Source organism: Streptomyces sp. NPDC008163 (assembly GCF_042956885.1).
In the GTDB taxonomy this organism is placed as follows: domain Bacteria; phylum Actinomycetota; class Actinomycetes; order Streptomycetales; family Streptomycetaceae; genus Streptomyces; species Streptomyces drozdowiczii_A.
The window spans coordinates 61,921-80,268 of the sequence record NZ_JBIBHG010000010.1 but is presented as its reverse complement, the minus strand read 5'-3'; the positions used below and the strand labels follow the sequence as shown (position 1 = coordinate 80,268).

Below are 18,348 nucleotides of genomic sequence, written 5' to 3'. Positions count from 1 at the left end.
CCCATGAGCATCCAGGTTTCGCCGCAGCTGAACAATCTGCTGTTCGTGCTGATCGGTGAGAAAATGCTGCAGGCCGACGAGGACATGGCCTTCGCCAACGGCAAGCCCTACGGGCGGCTGGGGCGGCGGGTGCGGGACCTGTCGGACCTGATCGAGCAGACCGCGGGTGGCGTGGGGCGCTCACTGCCACCGCAGGTGGGCAGTCAGTACGTCAAGGCCATGCACCTGTTCCTGGACAATGGCGGCAAGAACTACCTGAAGGACTTCGCCGACCAGCTCGACGACCTGGAGAAGGCACGGACCAAGTCCTCCATGGACATCATGGAGGCCAAGTGGCAGATCATCGCCGAGCTGATCCGGCTGCTGATCGAGCTGGCCATCATCATGGCGCTGTCCATCTTCACCGGCGGTTCGGCCTCCAGCCAGGCGGCGGTCGCCAAGGCACGCAGCCGGGTGGCGATCCTCACGCTGCTCGACTGGCTGATGAAGCGCACCCATCTGCTGCCGACCCTCTCCGAGATGATCGAGGAGGCGTTCACGACGTTCGCGGTCCGCCTCGCGATGATGCTGGGCGCACCCAAGGGGCGGCGGCCGGACGGCTTCGACTGGTCGCAGATCGTCCAGGACGGTGTCTTCGGCGCGTTCACCGGACTGTTCCACGGGTTCCTGAACGACATCCTCAAGAACCTGAAGAAGAACTTCAAGGACCTCTGGGGCAACGGGAACAACCCGTTCAAGCACATCGACGGCAACGGCGACAAGTTCAACAACAAGTTCGACCACCATCACTTCAACGACAAGCCGGCCCCCACACCGGACCCGAGACCGACGCCGAAGCCGGGCCCCGAACCGTCCCCCGCACCGAAGCCCAATCCGGTCCCGCTGCCCAAGCCGCCCCCCACCCCGCCCCCCGGCCTCGGGGACCGGCTCAAGCACGAGTTCGGTGAGGACATCGGGCACTTCCTCACCGAGGGCGGCGCGGAGGCGCTGGGCGAGCTGGCCACGGCAGCGATCTTCCACCTCCCGGTCGAGGGCCCGATGACCTTCCTGGGCGGCGGGCTGAGCGCGGTCAGCGAACGGCACCTGGGACAGGGCGCGTCCGCCCTGGGCAACAAGTTCAACTTCACCAAGCCGCCCACCGTGAACACCGCGCACCTCCCGGACACACCGGACGACTCCACGGCGGACGGCGCTCCCCGCCCCGGCGACGGCGACGGCAAGGGCCCCGGTCCGGGCACGCCCACCCCGGGACCGGGAGCGGGTGTGCCGACGCCGGGCCCGTCCCCGACCGGCGGCGGGCGGAACGGGCCGGTCACCGTTCGGCCTCCGACACGGTCCCCCGACCTCGACGTTGCGGTGACCGGCGGGAACATATCCGCCGACGGCCCGTCAGGCGTGCACTTCGACGGCGTGCACGTGGACCCCGTCACGATCGAGGGCGTGGACGTCCACAGCGATGCCCCGGACCTCGACGGCAACGTGGCGGTCACCGACCCCGACGTTCACCCGGTGACCGATCCGTCGGCGGTCCGGAAGCCGACGACGGCCCCTGACACCTCCGCCCACGACCCGGTCGCCGAAGCGCCCAAGCCGATCGTCACCGGCGGCACCGCACCGCCGCCGACCGGTCTCCCCCGGGGATCCGTGCCGGACGGCACACCCGAAGACGCCCCGGACCTCACTCCCACCCCGCGCCCGTCGCCCGTGCGCACATCGTCCCCGGACCCGACGCCGGACCCCGTACGCAATGAAGCACCGGACCCCGTACGGAACGACGTACCGGAGCCTGAGGCCAACGCCGTTCCGGAGCCCGTGGTCAACGCCGTTCCGGAGCCGGTGGTCCTGACCCCGGCGCCGCCCGTCACCCCGGTGTCCCACCACGCGCCGGGCAGTTTCGGGGAGACGCGGAACGGGGCAACGCCGACGCCTCGGAGTCACACCTGGGTGGACCCGGTCTCGCGGCCCATGGGCCCGGACGGCAGGCCGACGCAGTACGTGGTGCGTTCCTCCTTCGACGTACGGCAGTTCACGCACGGCGGCGAGCCCGTCACCGATCTCACCGTCACCTATCGCGTCACGGGCGACCCGCAGCTCGGCCCGGAGGCCGACGGGGTGCGCCAGCGGCTCGAAGAGGGCGTGCGGAGGGTGTTCAACGCCCCGGACCACCGCCTGCCCGACGGCAGCAGGCTGCACGTCACCGTCGTTCCGGCCGCCGAGGGGCAGACGCCGCACCTGGACGTCACCCTGACCGACCCGGCGGACGGCGTGCCCACCACGCACCACTCGTGGCCGGCGGACATCTCCGACTCGACGCTGGCCCACGAGATCGGCCACCAGCTCGGGCTGCGCGACGAGAGCGGCCTCGACCCGGCCGCACCGCACCGCGGCGGCAACGAGAGCCTGATGGGTGACGCGCCCCCGGTCACCGGCGCCCTCGCCCGCCCGCCGGAGCCGGCCGGTCAGCAGCCGGGCGGGCTGCGGCCCCGGCACCTCCAGCTCATCGGCACGCTGGTCGGCGACCCCGCCGACGCCCCCCGGCCGCGCCCCGGCGGTGAGCGGCGCGACGCAGCGACGCCGCCCGTGCCGGTCACCGGCGACCTCGGCGCGGACCCCCCGGCGCCGGTCGTCCCGCCCGCCACAACGTCCACCACCGCGCCCGCCGTCGACCCGGTCTCGGACTCCGAAGCCGTGCCGATGGTCCCCATCAGCACCACGTCCGCGCCGGTCCCGGACGACACGACCGTTCCCCCGCCCGTCGTCACCTCCGAGGAGGCGGCGCCCCCGCCGGTGGTGCCGGAGCTGACGCTGACCACGACGGAAGGTCACACCACGCCCCTGCCCGATCCGGACCCGGACCCGGCGCCGGAGACGACGGGCGGACGCGGCCCCCGCCCCTCCTACCTCGGCGGCTACGGGCGGCGGCACGACGGACAGGTCGGGCTCGTCCTCATGGAACCGTTCTCGCCGGACGTGGTGGACGCCGTGCACCGACAGGTGATCACCGCCCTCGGCCGGCCGGCCCCGCGCCCCGACGACCCTGTCCTCGCCCAGTTGCGGGACGTGCTGTCGGCGTCACAGATGACCCAGCACCTGCCGTATCTGCGCAGCCTCGGCGGCCACCGCGTCACGCTGCGCGTCGACGGCACCGACCGGAGCGTGGACGTGCGGCTGGCCCTGGACGGGGGGCGGCCGTCCGCGCGGCAGGGCGATCTGGACACCAGTGACCCCGACAAGCACGTGGAGCGGCGCGGCCAGGGCACCCGGGAGAACGTCTCGGCGCAGCCGTCCGGCACGTTCTCGACGATCCCGGTGCCGTGGACGGGTTCGTTGCCGGTCACCGCGCCGGGTCCGGTCCGTTCGCTGGACATGGCGCTGTCCGCGACCCTCACGCACAACCAGGCGGACGGCTCGGTCACCGTCACCCAGGTCACGCAGACCACCACCGCCCAGCGCAGCGCCGAACCGTCCCGGGCCTACGACTTCGACGGCGACTGGCAGGTCCGTGTGGACGCCGCCCCGCCGACCGCCCCGGCCACCGACGGCGACGCCGCCGACGGCTGGTCGCCCGTACGCGGGCACGGGCCGGTCACCGCCTGGTTCCCGCAGCACCTGGTGGACGCGGACGCCGACCCCGCCCAGGAGCTGCCCACCCCGGCCGCCCTGGACGACCTGCCGCTGTGGGGCGTGGACTCGGTGCTCAACCCCCGGCGGCTGTACGAGGGCGCGGCGGCGCACTTCCGCGCCGACCTCGATGCCACCTCCTCCTCGCAGCTCGCCGACTTCCTCTCCGAACCGGTGCTGCGGGGCACTCTGCCGATGCAGCGCGACGGAGGGCTGTACTCGCCGGTGCTGACGGACGGCAACGGCCGGGCCGTCGGCATGGTGCGGCTGGACGCGCGGGTCACACCGACCGTGCCGGTCGCCAAGAGCATCGACGCGAAGATCAACCTGGAGAGCCACCTCGTCACCACGGTCAAGAACGACCAGAACACCGCGTTCAGCAGCGGTGTCGCCCTCGCCGGCAGCATCGGCCCGTCCTTCACCGCTGATCCGCGGCGGGACCACCCGGACGCCACCGGCTCCATCGGCGGGAGCCTCAGCGGCAAGGGCACCCTCCAGCTCGGGGCGCAGAACGCCTTCGGCACCAGTTCCTCGGCGGCCTCCGTGCACGCGCTGCGCACCAACCGCAGCCATCTGCTGACCGAGGCCGACGTCTCGTACACCGTCACCCTGATCCGGCCGGACGGGAGCACCGCCTCGTACGCGCCGGGAACCTGGCAGCACGGCCTCGACCTGCGCATGCTCGGTGCGGACGACGCCCGGGGCCACGCACCGGCCGAGTCCGAGGTCAGGCAGCTCCCCGCCGAGCTGGCATCGCTCGGCTCGATCGGGCAGTCGACGGCGCCGCTCGGCGTGGAGGGCACGGCCCCGCTGTTCGCGGAGGCCGAGACGTGGCTGCGCGACCAGGGGTTCCTGCCACCGCCCGCGAGCGCGCCGCGCCGGGGCCGGATGCCCGACGAAACGTTGGTGCAGGCGCAGTTGAACAACCTGCGGCGGCTCCAGGAGCTGCGCTCCGGGCTGGGGCTGCGGGGTGCGACGGACTCCATGATCGACGGTGGCCACTCGCTGTTCCTGGAGACACCCTCGCCGACCGGGCGGCGCCGGGTGCGGCTGATGCTCGGCGCGACCGTGGACCCCGACCGGCCGCCCGTACACAGGAGGGTGCTCCCCGGCATCGCCGTCATCAGCGTGTCGTCCTCGACAGCCGGCGGCAACGGCAGGCTCGGCAACAGCTACAGCGGCGGCCTCGGCTTCGGCGGCGGCCCCAGCATCCCCATGCCGAACGGCTCCTGGACGCTGAGCGGCACCGGCGACTACCAGTACGTCGGCAACGCCTCGCTCGGCAACACCACCTCGTCCACGGTCGGGCAGGACCAGTTCTTCATCAGCTCGGGCCAGGACGCACACGAGTTCGACGTGCCGGCCCGCCTCACGCTCGATCTGTACGAGGGCACGGGCCCCGGTCCCCGGGTCCGCTTCGGCACCCCGGAGCCCCGCCCGCACCCGCCCGGTGACCTGGAGTCCGCGCCGAGCACCGTGCCGGCGGGGGTGCCGGGCACGGTCCGGCTGGGCGTGCCCCACGGCCGCACCCTGGACGCCCCGGCGCCGGTGCCGGCCGGCGAGCCGTTCACCGTACGCCCGGTCTCGCGGCTCGACCGGGACCGGCTGGCGCTGACGGACGGCTCCGGCCGGCCGCGCCCGGACGTGGTACGGGTCCCGGACGACGCACTGGTGGACGTGATGCGGGGCTCGGCGGCACTCCAGGACGCCTTCCAGCGCATCGTCACCGGCACGGCGCCCGCCACCGGCACGACCGCTCCGGCTCCCGGTGCGGTCTCCCTCACCCCGGCGCCCTCGCTGCTGAGCCGCTTCACCGGGTTCCTCGGCAACTCGATCACCGGCAACCCGTTCGCCGACCCCACCACGGTGGCCGCCGAGTCCCGGACCGCGGCGCTCTCACCCGGTTCGCTGGTCGCGCGCGGACAGCAGATACTCGGCGGCAGCTACGTGGTGGAGGGACTGACCCTGCCGGGTCTCGGCGCCGACGGGCAGATATCCGTGGAGATCCAGGCCGTCGCGCACCACCCGCGGCTCGTGTCCGGCACGAGCCAGTACATGGAGTCGGACGTCTCCGCCGCCGACTCGGCGCAGCAGCTCAAGGGCCTGGGCAAGACGCACCAGTTCGGGCTGGCGGGCACGGCGACACAGAACAACCCGAAGTCGCCCGCACCCGCCACCGGTCCGGAGCCGAACCAGCAGCAGGACGGCGCCACTTCCACACCGCAGCCCAGCACGTCCGAGACCCCGCAGCCGTCCCGCTTCAACCCGTCCTTGCGCTACCAGTACGACCGCAAGGCGGACAAGTCCGCTACCTCGATCAGTACGACGACGACCAACCGGGTGCCGACCCAGACGGGCATCCAGCACCGGGTCACGGCCGACCTCACCTATGTCATCACCGTCCGCTCCGGGCACCGCAACGCATTCGCGAACTTCGTCGGCTACACCAACGGGCACACCGTCCAGCTCGCCGTGGACGTGCCGCAGGGCCTCCAATTCCTGATGACCGAAAGCCAGTTGCGCCGCGACCGGCAGTGGATGGGCGGCGTCGAGGGGCTGCCCGCCGCAGTGCCGCCCACCGGCCTGGCAAGCCCGCCGCTGCCCAGCCGCTATGTGCGGGACGGGACGCTGGGCCTGGCCTCGGTCACCTCGGTCACCGAGCTGGGCCCGGCCGGCCGGCCGGGCACCGCGCAGCGCCAGCGGTTCCAGAACGAGGTGCGCGGCCTCCTCGACCGGTACGCACCCGGCGCCACCACCCCCGGCCACGCCTCCTACCTCCCCGGCGTCGCGGCCCTGATCGCCGACCAGACGAGCACCGCGGGCAAGCGCGCGCTGATCGGCCGCGGCGGCGGACAGGCCCGGTTCAGCTTCCGGCACCACCGGTTCGGCGGCGCGGCGCTGGTCGAGGTGACGTTCTCGGCCCGGCCCACGACCACCGCCGCGAACCGGGGTACGCGCCGCGGCACCGCCGTCCCCGATGACAAGTCGGGGCTGGAGAGCTGGACGTCGCAGACCCCGGCGGGCCGGTCCACGGCGGACACGGTGAGCCGGCAGCACCGGGTCACCGTCAATCCGACGGCCCGCTTCACCCGGCCCGACGCGGACGAGCGCACGGACCGGCTCGGCCCCTCGGTCCAGTGGACGTCGGCCAGTGTCAAGACCGACAAGCGGGGCCGCACCGCCGAGGACCGGTTCTGGCTGCGCACCGACAACGCCGCCGACTTCGACGGCCTGGACTACGAACTGGTCGCCACCGTCCGCTCCACCTGGGTCACGGACTGGCCGCCGAACGTGGTGGGCGCGCTGGTGCAGCGCGGCTTCATCGCCTGGAGCGACGCCGACTCGCAGACCCGGAGCTGGATCAGCCGCACCCTGGCCGGCGAGATCGGCGGCCGGACCCGGGTCCCGGCCCACGTCAGCCTGCGGTTCGCGGGCGGAGAGACGGCCGACCCGCGCGGCGGCAACCCGTTGCCGGTCCCGGTCTCGGTGACGCGGGCCGATCCGCGTCCGGCGCAGCCCGCGCTGCGCGACGACGGGCTGTTCCACCCGACCGGCAACACCCCGGTGTACGGATTCAACGCCTGGGACCAGCTCTACACGGCCCTCGGCCAGGTGGCGCCGGCCACCGGCAGCGGCTGGCGCGCGCAACCCGCGTCCACCTCCGACGAGAACGCCTCGGTACGCCTCGGGGAACTGCTCCAGGCCGGTTCGATCACGCTGGACAACCCGCGTCAGGCCGGCGGCATGCTGCCGGCCGTGCCGGGCGCCTTCCCGCTCCTGGACTCCCCGGAGGGGCCCACCCTGACGGTGTCCCTGTACCGGCCCCGGGTGGTCACCGAGAGCAGCGACGTCGCCGTGGACCGGCTGCGTATCGTCACCGACACCTCGGGCACGGTGTCCGGCAACGACACCGCCCTCGGCCTGTCCCTGCCGTTCGTGCTGAGCGCCGACGACCCCGACCGCAATCTGCTCGGCGCCACTCCGCCCGTCCTGCAACGGCCCGTCGACCCCGGCAACTTCGGCGGCAACGTCTCCGGCGGGCGCCGCGAGTGGCTGAAGACCGGCAGCACCAGTGCCCCGGCCGAGGGGCGCGGAACGCGTGGGTACGAGGTCCAGGCGGACGTGCACATCGAGGTCAGCGGCCCCGAGGGGGTGCGGCACGTCACCGGTACGGCCACCCTCCGCATCGAGGAGCGCGACGCGCTGGGCCACGGCATCGCCCCGCCCCGGCCGCTCCCGCGTGTCTACGACCTGCCCGCGCTGCTGGCCGCGCAGACCGGCACCACGCCGGGGCAGTGGGCGTCCACACCGCCGCGCGACCTGCCGGAGGCCCTGGTCGCCGGGGTGCACCCGGACGACGACGGGTACCAGTTCTGGCTGGCGACCGGCGCGGACCGGGACGGCTCCCGGCTCGCCCTCGCGCTGTACGGGGCGTCCCGTACCGCCCGGCTGACCGGGCGTCCGGTGGAGTTGGTGACGCGTGGGCCGGAAGGACTGCGGTTCTGGTCGTTCGGCCCGGACGGTGCCCTGAGGACCACCCCGGCCCCTTCCGCGGTGCCGGGCACGGAGAGCGCGCCGCCCATCGGCGATCCGGCGCTGGACCGCGCCTGGTCCGGCTTCGAGACCGTCGCGAACGATCTGCACCGCGCCCACGGCGACCACGCGCAGGCCCTCGCCGACGAGGCCGAGATGCGGAAGCTGCGGTCGGACGCGGTGGACAGCCTGCGCGACGCGGTCAGGACGCTGAACGACGCGCGCACCGCGGCCGTCGACGCCGACCGGGCGGCCACCTCGGCGGAGACCGACGCCGACGGGGCGGAGCAGGACGTCCGCGACCTCGAAGGCCGGATCGACAAGCTGACCACGGACATCGCCGACACCCGCGGCAGTGTCGATGCGCTGACCGCGTCCCTCAACGAGGGCGGGCGGCGGCAGACCCGTCTGGACGCCGGCCTGAAAGCGGCGCAGGACGCTCTCGACGCCCTGAACGAGACCGCCGCCACGCCCCCCACGCCGGACCCGGCCACCGGTCCCGGCACCTCCGCGACGCCCACGGCCGCCCCCGCGACACCCCCGGCCGTCGACCCGCGGCTCACCGAGCGGATCGACGCCGCGACCGCCGAGGTCGACCGGATCAACGGGGAACTGGACGCGATCCAGGCTCAGTCGACGCTCGACCGGACGAACCTCCGGCAGTCCGAGATCTCCCTCGCCCGGGACGAGGCGGCCCTCAAGGAGCTTGAGGCACAGCTCCCGGACCTCCGCGGCACCGCACGGGACCTGCGCTCCGACGCCGACGCGGCGCGCGGTCACGCCGACGACACCGAGCTGGTCCGCCAGGACGCGCAGGAGTCGCACGACCGGGCCGAGCTGCGCCTCGGCGAGATCGACCACGCGCTGGACGACATCCTCGGCCGCCGCGACGACGCCGCCACCCGACGCGCCGACGCGGAGACGGCCCTGCCCGCGACGGCGGGACCGGTCCTGGCGAACGGGCCCGCCGCCGTGCCGCCCTCGCGGACGTCCTTGTCCGCCATGACCCCTCACCCGCCGGGCTCCGGGCTGCCCAGGACGGCCGGGCCCTCCACCGGCAACACCCCCGCCATCGGTGTCGGCACCGATTCCGACGCCGAGTCGGACTCCACCGCCTCGGTCGCCTCCGACCCGCGCTCCGACGACCGTGACGACCCGTCCGAGGCGGAGACCGCGATCACCGTGCCGGACCCGACGCCCCCGCTCCCGCCCAAGAGCGAGGGCACCTCCGAGCACGGCGAGGACGGCAAGGACGGCGACGCCCGCTCCGAATCCGACGCCGACCCGGACCCCGAGCCCAAGCCGGAACTCAAGCCGGAGCCCAAGCCGAAGCCCGAACCCAAACCCGAACCCAAGCCCGAGCCAAAGCCCGAACCCAAGCCCGAGCCCAAGCTCGAATCCAAACCCGAAAGCACGGCACCGCCGCCGCCCCTCTCCGAGCCCTTCCAGGTACGCGCGCCGCGCGGCAACACCGTGCCCACGATCGATGACGGCCGCTGCATCCTCTACACGTTCATCGGCACCGACCCGCAGCGCGTGCGCGAGCGGGTGCCCGGGCTGCGCACCCAGGCCCCGGAGACGTACGCCTGGCTGGGCCGCACCGACGACGTGCGCACCGGTCTCAGCCTGGCCGCCCGCGGCGGCGCCTCCCCCGCCGCCCGGCAGGCCCGCAACCACCTGCTGATCGCCGCCGACCACCTCCGCTCTGCGGCCGAACAGCGGCTGCTCGACGCGCACCGAGGCGGGCGGCCGCTGCCGCAGGACGTGGTGGGCCAGGTCCGGCAGACGCTGGCACCGCGCTTCACCCGGGCCACGGCCGCCATGAACCGGCCCCAACTGCTCGCGACGGCCAGGCGCTACGGCATCGACGGGGTGCGCCGGCCGGAGGAGCTGAACGACCTCAACGCCCGTTTCGACGCCGCGCTGACCGAGGACGGCGTGACCGACCGTCCGGCCGACCCCGGCGTCATCCAGATGTTCAACCACCTGCGCGACACGGGCCGGCTGCCCTCCCTCGACGAACTGGACGACGCCCAGCTCCGTCAGGTCATCGACTCCGCCTACACCGAGAGCACCGTCCCCTTCACGGACGAGGAGCTGAATCACGCCCTCGCCGCGGTGCGGAACTGGTCCGGCGCCTGGCAGAGCGACCAGGGCGAGATGTTCCTGCCGCTCCTCGCCGACACCCTCGGCGTCACGGTGGAGGTGCTGCGGCCCGATCCCACGACCGGCCTCGGCACGGTGACCCGCGTCGGCTCACCCACCGCGGGCCGGGTCCTGGAGGTGCACTACTGGGGACTGAACCACTACACGGCCAGCGACGCGGCCCCGCTCACCGCGATCCCGACGTCCAGTGCGCCGCGTGGCCCGCAGGACGCACCCAGCACCCGGCCCGCCGGACGCCGACGCCCCGCGCCCCGCCGCGACCCCCGGGACGACCGGCCCGCACCCCGCGTCGCCCGGCCCGCGCACCCCGGCACCTGGCACCACCTGCGCCCCCACGCACGCCCCGCCACCCTCCGCACCGAGCGCTTCGACCCGCACGCCGACCCGCTCACCGACGCCCCCCGGCCCGGACTCCTCTCCGGCGCCACCACCCTCGTCCGGGCCCAGATCCGCCGTATCCAGGCCCCGAGCGGGCAATGGGTACGCGATTACACCCTCAACCTCCCCGTCAACGCGGCCGATCCCCAGCACACCGCCCGGCTCGCGCAACGCCTCGGGCAACTCGTGGAGCACCACCTCAACACCGGCTACGCCCTGCCCACTTCGGGCGACCAGCTCCACGTCAACGTCAACCTCGTCGACAGCCCGGAGCATCCGGAGGCCATCGCCCTCACGCACACGGACGAGCCCGCACGGCCCGACCAGGTCCACTTCGACCTCAACCACACCGACAGCCAGCTCCTCCACGAGCTCCTGCACTACCTCGGCCTGCCCGACGAGCAGCGCGACAACGACTTCCTCTTCCGCAACCACCCCGACGCAACCGCCGTCCGCACCGACGGCCTCATGGCCACGACCGAAACCCGCGCGCCACTCCCCCACCGCTACCTGGCCGCCATCGAGAACGTCACCGACTCCGGGCCGCAGCTCCACGACCACACCCCCGCGACCACCGAGACCCCCACCGAGCCCGACACCACGCCCATCCCGGTCGCCGAGGCCCCCGACTGGCCCACCTCACGGGCGCCCGTGCCCGCACCGTCCTCCTCCTACGTGCTCGCCTACGGCGCCCAACTGGACGGCAATGTAGGCCTGGTGTACCTGGAGCCACTGCCACCGGCCGTGGTGGACGGGCTGCACCAGCAGGTGATGGGCGCCCTCGGACTGGCGGACGTCCCCGACACGCACCCGGTGCGGGAGCAGCTGCGGACGGTGGCGAGCGGTGAGCAGCTGATCCTCAACCTGCCCTATGTGCGCGGCAGTCTGGGCTTCCGGTTCACCGTCCGGGTGGACGGCCGCGACCGGACCGTGGACGTACGGATGCGGCTGTCGGACCCGATGGCGTCGGCGCGGTACGGACGGACGGAGGGCGCCGAGCGGGACGTGCGCGTGGAGCGGCGCGGCATCGGCACCCAGGAGTCGGTGTCCGCGGAGGCGTCGGGCACGGTCCGCACCCTGCTGCTGCCGTGGACGGGGCTGTTCCCGGTGACGCGGGCGATCCCGGTGCGGGGGGTCGATGTGGCGCTGACGCTCGCGATGACGCTGAACCAGTTGTCCTCGACGTCGTCGGTGACGACGGTGGTGCAGACGACGTCCGCGCAGCGCAGCAACGAGCCCTCGGAGCCGTACGACTTCACGGCCTCGTGGGAGGTACGGGTGGACGCGCCGCGGCTGGCGCCGCCGGTCACCTGGGGGCCGCCGCGGGCGCACGGGCCGGTGACGTTCTGGTTCCCGCAGCACCTGGCGCGGGACGAGGCGGAGGAGCTGCCGGAGGCGGCCGGACTGGACGACCTGCCGGTGTGGGGCGTGGACACGGTCGCCGAGCCGCAGCGGCTGCTCGCGGAGGCGCTGGGCTTCTTCGGCACCGAGCTGGGCACACTGGACGAGGACTCGGCGGCGGAGCTGGAGACGTTCCTGTCGGAGCCGCTGCTGCGGGGCACCCTGCCGATGCAGCGGGACCGGGGGGTGTTCTCACCGGTGCTGCTCGACGCCTCGGGGCGCGCCCTGGGCATGTTCCAGCTGCGGACCGAGGTCGTCGTGGGCGAACCCCTGCGGCGCAGCGTGGCCGGGAAGATCAACCTGGAGAGCCATCTGACCCAGGTGGTCAAGCTGGATTCGCAGTCGCGGTTCAGCAGCGGCCTCTCCCTGTCCGCGAGCGCCGGACCGGCGCTCACGGCGGACCGGTCGCAGGGGCATCCGGACGCCACGCACCGGCCCGGCGGCGGCGTGCTGGGGCGGCTGTCCGCACAGGCGGGGACGCACGAGGAACTGGTGCAGAGCGGCAGTACGGCGCTGATGCACGCGGTGCGCACCAACCGCAGCCACCTGCTGGCCCCCGCCGAGGTGCGGCACACGCTGGTGCTGCACCTGCCGGGCGGCGGGCGGCGGGAGTTCGCCCCGGACGCCTGGCCGCGCGGCATGCACCTGCGGCTGCTGACGGCCGAGGACGCCAACGGCCACGTGCCGTCGGCGGAGGAGCTGCGGCGGCTGCCCGCGGAGCTGGAGCATCTGCGATCGGTCGGCACCACGGCGACGCCGCTGGCCGTGGACGGCGCCGCGCCGCTCTTCGTACACGCCGAGAACTGGCTGCGGCGGGAGGGCTTCCTGCCCGGTGACACACCGGGGCGTCATCGCGTGCTGCCCGACGAGGCTCTGGTGCAGGCGCGGTTGAACAATCTGCGCCGGTTCGAGGAGGGGCGTTCGGAGGTGGGGCAGCGGGCCGCCACGGACGCCATGCTGGACGGTGGCCACTCACTGTTCCTGGAGATTCCGACGACGACCGGGGCGCGGCGGGTGCGGCTGGTGCTCAGCGCGGTGCGCGGCGACGGCGGCAGCGTGCACAGCCGGGTGCTGCCGGACGTGCAGGGCATGGGCGTGGCGTCGCTGTCGGCGGCGGGCGCCGACCATCGCGGTTCGTCGTACGGGCTCTCGTACGGTGGTGGCGGCTCGTTCGGGCTGCCGAAGGGGTCGTGGACGCTGGGCGGCAGCGGCGACTATGTGCGCGGCCACCAGGTGCGGCACGACAACAGCGTGCAACTGGGCGTCGGACACGACCAGTTGTTCATCGGGAGCGGGGCCGGGCAGCGCAGCGAGGTCTTCGAGGTGCCGGCCGATCTGGCGCTGGACCTGTACGAGGGTCCTGGCGAGCAGCCGTCGGTGCGTTTCGCGCACGAGACGGTGGCGGTGCCGTTCGTACCGCACGGCGCCCCGCCCGCCGAGCCGGCGGGCCCGCCACCGGACCGGGTGCCGGGCACACTGCGCCTTTCGGTGCCGACCCACCGCACGCTTCCCGCCGGGGCGCCGGTGCCGGCGGCTCCCCCGGCGCCGGTGCTGCGTGCCGCCACCGACGCCGACCGGGACCTGCTCGGCCTGACCGACGAGGACGGCGGGGCGCTGCCGGACACCGTGCTGCTGCCGGACGACGCGGTCATGGAGGTGTTCCGGGCGTCCGCCGCGCTGGACTCGGCGTTCCGCGCGGTGCTCGGCAACACCTATCCGGGGCATCCGGCGCGCGGTCTGCTGGACGACGTGCGGGACGCGGTCGCCGGGCGTACCCCGCGTCCGGTGGCGCGGGCCGGCCGGGCGCTGGGCGAGTCGCTGGCGGGCGCGGCCGCCACCGATCCGACGACGGTGGCGGCCGAGATGCTGTCCGCCGCCCGCAGCCCCGCCGCGCTCCTGGCGCGGGGGCACCAGGTGTTCAAGGGCGCCTACGTGGTGGAGGGCCTGACGCTGCCGGGGCTGGCCTCGGACGAGGTGCTGTCGGTGGAGATCCGCGGCGTGCTGCGGCGGCCGAGGGCGACGGACGGTTTCGCGCAGTACTTCGAGACCGGTCTGAGCGCCACCGACGGGGCGGCGCAGCAGCGGGGCGTGGCAGGCACCTCGCAGTGGGCGGGCGGCTTCCGCGCGGTCCGCAACACCTCGTCGGCGCAGACACCGGCCGCCGACCAGGCGGCGGGCAACGACTTCGACGACGTCCTGGTGACCCGCGCCGACCGCACCGGTCAGGAGGACAGCGCGCCGCAGGCGTCCCGGCCGAGCACGCTGAACCCGTCGGGCCGTTACACCCGTACGGCCCGGAGCGAGCGGTCCCGGGCGCTGGGCTCCACGACGACCGCCTACCGCACCGCCACCGAGAGCGGCACCCAGCACCGGATCACCGCAGACGCGACGCTGCTGGTGACCTTCCGCCGGGGCCGCCGCAACGTCGTCGGCAACGCGTTCGGGCAGGGCGAGGGCCGCGCGGTGACGGTGGCGGTGGACCTGGCGGACGGGGTGCGGTTCCTGGCCACCCCGGCGCAGATCCGGCGGCACGCGGCGTGGTTCGCGGGCGTGGCCGGTCTCGCCGTACCGGACCCGGCGGCGGGCTCGGTGCCGCTGCCGCGCCGGTTCACGGCATCCCGCGAAGTGGGTCTGGGCAGCGTGCTCGCGGTGGACGAGTTCACCGACGCGACGCGCACGGTGCAGCGGCCCGACGTGCTGCGGCGGCGGCTTCTCGCGCTGATCGAGGCGGAGGCGCCCGGCGTCACCCGGCCCGGCCACTCCTCCCACCTCCCGGGTGTGGCGACCCGTGTCGCGGACCTGTCCTCGACGGCCGGACTGCGCACCCTCGCCGGTCGTGGCCCCGGCCACGTGCAGCGCTTCCGGTTCCGTTATCTCGGCTACGGCGGCGCCCAGTTGGTGGAGGTGACGCTGCGCACCGAGCCGGACGCCGACGACCACGCGCTGCGGGCGCTGCGCGGACACCCGGCGGCGTCGGGCTCGGGCATCGAGCAGTTCCTCGGCCATGTGCCCTCCTCGGTGACCGACCGGACGGCTCGCAGTGTGCGGCACGCCGGGTTCGTCCAGCTCCAGTCGCGTCTCCCGCGGCCCACCGGCGGCCCCCGCACCGACCGGGCGGGCGCGCTGATCAGCGCCGACACGACGCGCGGCAACGCGGCGCGTGTCACCCGCTCCGCCGAGGACCGTTTCTGGCAGCGCACCGACAACGCCGCCGACTTCGAGGGCGTGCCGTACCGGGTGGTGGCCGAGGTGCGGTCCACCCCGGCCGCGCAGTGGCTGCTCGACCTGCCGGGCAGCCTGTTCCAGCACGGTGTGCTGAGCCTCACCGAGACGGACGCCACGCTCGCCGACCGCATCGCGCGCCTCTTCGGCGGCCGGCCGGCGCGGACCACGACCGTGCACACCGCCGCCGCGCTCCGGTTCACCGGCAGCGAGACCGGCGAACCGGCCCCCGCGCCCGCTCCGTTGCCGGTGGCCCGGCACACCGCGCGGCCCGCGGTCGCCGGGGACCGCTTCGTGCCGCACGGCCCGGCCCCCGTGTACGCCTTCGACGGCGGCGCGGAACTGGCCGCGGCGCTGGGCGAGGTGGCCCCGGGGCTGACCCGCTCCTGGCGTTCCCTGACCGCCTCCGGATCGGCGGACGCCACGGCCGTGCGCGTGGGCGAGCTGATCCAGTCCGGCACGCTCTCGCTGGACCACCCGCGCGGCCCGGCGGGACCGGCCACGACGATGCCGGGCGCCTACCCCTTCCAGGGCGCGCCGGACACCCCGCCCCGGCTCACGGTGGAGCTCTACCGTCCGCGCCCGGTCACCGACACGGGGGATGTGACGGTGGACCGGCTGCGGCTGAGCACGTTCGGCGCGGCGTCCTCCTCGCAGGCGGGCGTCACCGCCGGTCTCGCGGCACAGGGCGGGCTCGCCGCCACCGACGACAACCGGCAGATCGTCAACTTCACGGTCCCGGTGCTGGCCCGCCAGCCGCAGGCCCCCGGGCCCGGCGCCGCTGTGAGCGGCACCCGCCGGGACTGGCTCAAACACGGCAACACCAGCGCCCCGGAGGGCTCGCGCGGCACCCGCAGCCACGAGATCCTCGCCGACGCGCTGATCACCGTGCACGGCCCGGACGGCGTGCGGTACGTCACGGGCACGGTGCGGATGCGTCCCCTGGAGCGCGATCTGCTGGGCCTCGGTGTGACCGGCGAGCGCACCGACGCCGGGACGTTCGACGGTGCCGCCCTGGTACGGCAAGCCGCCGACGCCCGCGCCCACGCGGCGGGCGCCCCGGCCGACGCCCTCGCCGACGCCGTACTGCGCGACTGGCGCACGGTGCCGCTGCGCGATCTGCCGCCGCTGCTGGCGGACGGCGTCCGGGCGGACGGCGGGGCGGCCGTGGACGGCGTACAGATATGGCTGGCCGTGGACGGCGGGCCCGGGCAGACGGCCCGCGCGCTGTACGCCGCCGCCGGGGCGGCAGCGCTGCTGCGACGGCCGGTCGAGCTGGCACTGCGCGACGACGAGGGGGTGCGCTTCCGCCGCTTCGACGCCGACGGCGAACCGGAACCGGCCGGCCCGGAGGAGAACGGCGCGGGCTGGGCGGCCGTCCGGGCGCAGGTCGGCACGCTGGACGCGGCGGCGCACGCGGAGGAGACGGCCCGCGCCGAAGAGGCGACCGTCCAGGCCGAACTGCCCGACGCCCGCCGGGCGCTGGACGAGGCCCGTCCCCCGCTGGCCCGTGCGGGGCGGGACCTCGCCGACGCCCGCGCCACCGCGCGGACCGCCCGGGACGCCCGGACGGCCGCCGAGCGCGCGGTCACCGCCGCCGAACGCACCGACCGGGAACGGCGCACCCGTGTCGCGGAGCTGACGGCCGACGCCGAGGACCGCCGGTCCCGCGCGACGGCGGCGACCCGGGAGGCCGAGGAGGCCCAGGAGGCGGTCCGCGCCGCGCGGGAGCGCCTGGAGGCGACGGAACGCAGCCTGCGGGAGGCGGTGACCGATGCGGCCTCACGGGGCGGTTCGAGGCCCGGCGGGTCGGGCAGGCCGGATCGGTCCGGCAGTTCGAGGTCCGGCGGTTCGGACAGGTCCGGCAGGTCGGACAGGTCCGGCGGGTCGGTCGCCCGCCGCACCGTACGCCGGGACGACGCCCGCGTCGCGCTGGAGACGGCCCGGACGGAGGCCGAGGCGGCCGAGCGTGCCGCCGACGCCGCCCGGCACGCCGCCTGGGACGCCGCCCGCCGCCGCGACATGGCCCGCGACGCGGCGCGCGACGCGGCGGCCGCCCTGACCCGTGCCCGCGAAACGGCCACGACGGCTTCGCGGACCGACCAGGAGGCCCGCGACACGCTGACCGCGGCCACCGAACGCCACGATTCCGCGGTCACGGCGCTCGACACCGCCCAGCGCGGGGTGGACGGCCTCGAACGCCGGGCCGGCGAAGCCCTGGCCGAACAGGCCCGCCAGGCGGACCGGCAGCGCAACGCCCAGAACGACCTGACCGACCTCGTGACCCTTCTGGAGGCGGAGCGCGCGGCGGCGGGCCACGGCACGGTGCGGCTCCCGACAGGCTCGTTCGCCCGCACACCGGCGGCCTGGCCGATCCGCACGGGCCGGCCGGCGCCGCCCAGGACCGAGGAGGACTCCGACGCGTCCGACACCGGCTCGGACGAGGACAGCGCCGACGAGGACGCCGAGGACGCGGGCGGCCCTCCGCCCGTTCCCCGGGGCGAGCGTCCGGACTCCTTCGTGGCCTCGCTGTCCCGGCTGCTCACCGCCTCGGGGGATGCCCCGGCCTGGACCGGGTCGCGCGACCCGCACGGCGCGCTGCGCGCATGGGCGCGCACGGACGTGGCGGCACGCAGGGCCCCGGAGGACGCCGAACTCCCCTCGGGTGAGACGCTGGTGAGCATCGATGATCTGGACCGGATCGGCGCCCTCACCGACGCGCTGCGCGCCCAGTCGATCCTCCAGAGCGGCCGGGTGACCGTGGAAGAGGCCGGGCTCGACGACCTCGCGCGCCTCGCCCTGGTCCTGGCACGCCCCGATTCCCCGGCGTACGTGGCAACCCTGGCCGCGCTCGTCGCCCGGGAGGCCGGACGCCCGGTGCGGGTGCTCGGCCCCGGCGACGGCGTCCGTGCGTTCGGACCGGAGGAGGGCGACCCGCTGAGCCTGTACTTCGACGGCCGCCGCTTCTCGACGACCCCGCCCGGTGGCTGACCGTCCGCTCCGCCCCGGTTCCACAGCCCTGCTTCG

The 18,348-nt window shown here is 74.9% G+C and carries 1 protein-coding gene; it reads left to right on the top strand.

Annotated features, from left to right (window positions below):
• Positions 1-3: 3 nt before the first annotated feature.
• Complete coding sequence (locus ACFZAT_RS22345) at positions 4-18,312, top strand: hypothetical protein (protein ID WP_391266194.1); 18,309 nt, start codon at positions 4-6, stop codon at positions 18,310-18,312.
• Positions 18,313-18,348: the final 36 nt, after the last annotated feature.